Annotated in this window: 2 protein-coding genes; one reads left to right on the top strand and one right to left on the bottom strand. The window is 58.5% G+C overall.

Features of this window, described 5'->3' with window-relative positions; genetic code table 11:
• A partial coding sequence (locus EN780_RS30200; protein ID WP_348631278.1) for a reverse transcriptase domain-containing protein occupies positions 1 to 553 on the bottom strand: 553 nt, incomplete at its 3' end.
• Positions 554 to 1443: 890 nt separating this feature from the next.
• Between EN780_RS30200 and EN780_RS39050 the strand changes: the two genes are divergently transcribed.
• On the top strand, positions 1444 to 3072 hold the full coding sequence (locus EN780_RS39050; protein ID WP_189556860.1) for a hypothetical protein: 1629 nt from the start codon (positions 1444 to 1446) through the stop codon (positions 3070 to 3072).
• Positions 3073 to 3445: the final 373 nt, after the last annotated feature.

Below are 3445 nucleotides of genomic sequence, written 5' to 3'. Positions count from 1 at the left end.
GACCACGTCGGGCCAGTTCCTTGTCGAGGTCGTCGAGCAGGAGGTTACTCAGGAGGGGCGAGAGCGGACCGCCTTGCGGGGTCCCCTCGTCCACCGGACGGACCAGGCCATCCTCCATCACCCCCGCATTGAGGAATGCACGGATGAGTTTGAGCGCACGCTTATCGGACACCCTCGCGGCAACGCGCGCCATCAGGCTATCGTGATTAACCCGATCGAAAAATCTTTCGAGGTCGAGGTCAACCACGTAGCTGTAACCCTCGGCAATGTAGCATTGCGCTTGGGCTACTGCCTGATGGGCAGAGCGTCCCGGGCGGAAGCCGTAGCTGTGCTCCGAGAACGTCGGGTCCCACTGCTCTTGGAGGACCTGCAGCAGGGCTTGCTGGATCAGTCTGTCGACGACGCAAGGTACGCCGAGTTTTCTGACCCCGCCGTCCGGCTTGGGGATTTCAACCCGCTTGACCGGCTGCGGCTGATAGGTTCCCTCGAGCAATCGAGACCGAATGCTTGGCCAGTGCTCACGCAGGTAGCCCTTGGCGTCGTCGATGGTCATCCCATCCACGCCTGGACCGCCCTTGTTGCTTCGAACGCGTTTCCACGCTGTTTCCAGATTCTCTCGGCTACATACCGTCTCCATTAGCTGTTCTGTCCAAGCCGGGCTTTCGGGTGCCGACTTCGCCACGAGTGGTTCGGCCCCTTGGTAACCGCTGACAGGGGCTTCACCCCGGTCCCTCGGTTCCAAGGCCAATGAATACTGGGTCTTCTGCCGCTTTCCACTCATGAGTTGCCAGTCCTACTTGCCATTTCCAATCGTTCGGGCCTTCGGTCATCGTTTCCGGCTCGTCCTATCCGTTTGCTCCGCCTTTCGGCCTTGGAGTGCCTCACTAGCCTTGCCGACAGCATCACCTACTACGCCCTCTGCTGACTCCTGCATCACGGTCAGGTCACCTTGCGGTTCCCTCAGTTCCGAAGTCGGAACATGACGCAGGCCTCCCCAGGTAAGTTCAATCGCCTTCCCCGCGCACCTGCCGGATCTACAGCCCTGCCCCTTGATGGATATGGACTTCGCGAAACGTTGCCCGCTCGTCCGGCCAGGGATGCCTCACATCCGGTTTCTGTTCGTCAGGTCGCGGTTTTGCTCCACGCTTCCTTCAGACACCACCTCGCGGTAATGCCCTTGCGCTTTGCTAAGCCTTCACCTCCATCAGGTTGGCTAGGGGACTTTCACCCTCAAGCGGTTGAACATGCTGGGCACACAACGAACCCGCTGCGCGGGAAGGCGCGTATTTCGACGGATGCGCGATGACGCAGACGCCGGTGCAGCATTGAGCAGGATTGGATAAGGACCGAGCATGATGCTCTTCTGCCGGTGGTGCTCAGTCGAGACGAGGTTGCACGACTGCTCAACGCCACCACCTGTTTGAAGCACCAGGGGCGCTGTCGGTGGTCTATGGCGCGCCGGTGATTTCGATGGAACGCCCATCATTCCTCGCCGACCTGTCACGAGTGTCGTGGTGGGGCCTTCGGCTAAACCTCGAATCCTGCGAAGATGTTTGGGAGGTGGAGGAGAGACTTCAGTTGGCCGCGCGATCAGCAACCGTTACCATTCCAGATGTAGAGGCGATGTCCGATGAAGAATTGGCCGAATTCGCCTTCATGCGCGACGGTAAATGGAGCAATCACACGAAGGCTCTACTGCGCCGGTTTAAGACCGAACGTCTGAGTCTGAACCGAGCATGGGCGGCGACTTGGCACGGTTGGTCATGTCCATGCTGCAAGCGCACGAAGCCGCAGATTGCGCGGCTCAATTCGGCCGGGGTACTCCTATGCGAGCTTGAAGTGCATCACGATCACCTCGCCGATTGGGCTGGGAAGCTGTTCGAGGAATTGAACCCACTCACCGAGGACAAGGAATTCGCCGTTCAACGGTCAAAGGCCAAGACCGCCTTGCTCCAGTTTGTCGAGCGGTTCGAACGGACGCCCGTCTGCATTGACTGCAATCTGGCGGACAACAGGGCGAAGACGCTCATCGGTAAGGAGGTCGATGAGAACTTCACGTTCTCGCCGAAGGAAATAGCAACCTTCATCAATGTCACGGACAACCACGTTCATGGGATCGACGTGGACAAGGCTCGCGAGATTTGGACACGCGTGAAGCCGGATTTCGAAGATCGACTCGACTTCACGGAGCGCATGGCGAAGCGGTTCGCAAACGGAAAGAACCGCCGCGAGATTGCACCGGCGCGGGTGAATTTCTGGATGGATGAAACTTCGCTCCTCTGGGACCAGTTTTCCCGCGCCACACCGGGTCACGGGAATAGCTTCGGCTGGAGGTTGATCGAACGATCCGTCTCCAGAGACGCGGTAGGTAAGTCGGCCAAGCCTAAGGTGATCATTCCGGGCAAACCGCCTACCGATGAAGAGTACGCACGGGTCAATATCCAGAACAGGGAACAGAAGCATTGGCCGAAGGTCGGCGACGACTGGAAATGCGGATGCTGCCAGCGATCAAAGCGGGAAATATGCCGCAAATCCAGCAACTCCGGGAAATGGACGGCGAGAATCCATATCCTGTACGACTGGATCGCCGAGGAAGACCCGAGCGCGCTCTATTGGCGTGGAGCTGAGGCCATTGCGCACATGGTCATCGGAAGCCATGTCCCGGTGCTCGTCTGCCAAGACTGCCGGGAGGTTCAAACTCAGGCCAGCAAGCTTACGGGGCTAAGTTCGTGGTCCCTCACCGTACAGGACATCAACGCGGCGATCGTCAGCGTGACGCCTTACCAGCGGCACGAGGTGGACGAGGAGTTGGCGAAGGAGGCCGCTGAGAACAACCGCGAATTGGTTGCGGCCGTGACCGAGTACCACGACCACGAGCGGGATGCCCGTGCCAAGCTGGGTCGCGCCAAATGGCTCGCTAAGCTGCACAGGTGTTCGGTTGAAGACATCATCCCGACGCTTGCCTTCGAGTATGCCGAAGCCGTCGAAGTCGAGATGGACGAAGGCCAAGCCTACATCACATGGCTTCTCGCAGAAGGGCAACGTTTTGAACAGTTGCGTTCTGCGGAGTAGATAACCGTCGCCTCGCGGAATGCGACCCGCCTCAGCCCGCTTTGCAGGCGACCACGTCTCCTCCTTCAAGCGGCAAGTAAAAATTACGCGCATCCCCACAATTCACAACTGCCCGTGACACTTGGGGATTTCCCGCTTGTTTATGCTTTGTTCCTAATCATGTGCTATGTACATTGCACCATGAACCGAGTCGGAGACTTTGGACCGATGAAGAAGTGTCATGAAGAGTGGTACAAGCTGACAGGTGAAACCAAGCCGAATGCTGCCAACACAGCATTGCCTCCTATCCGCGTCCTCGACCTGCCCGGCTTTCAGGGAATTGAAGACAAACTTTGCATCTACACCCCGACCCGTGGCGCGCTGTCTCCAGAAA

It is taken from the genome of Mesorhizobium sp. M4B.F.Ca.ET.089.01.1.1 (assembly GCF_004022605.1).
In the GTDB taxonomy this organism is placed as follows: domain Bacteria; phylum Pseudomonadota; class Alphaproteobacteria; order Rhizobiales; family Rhizobiaceae; genus Mesorhizobium; species Mesorhizobium abyssinicae.
The sequence above is the reverse complement of the archived record's forward strand: the minus strand, read 5'-3'. Positions and strand labels throughout refer to the sequence as shown.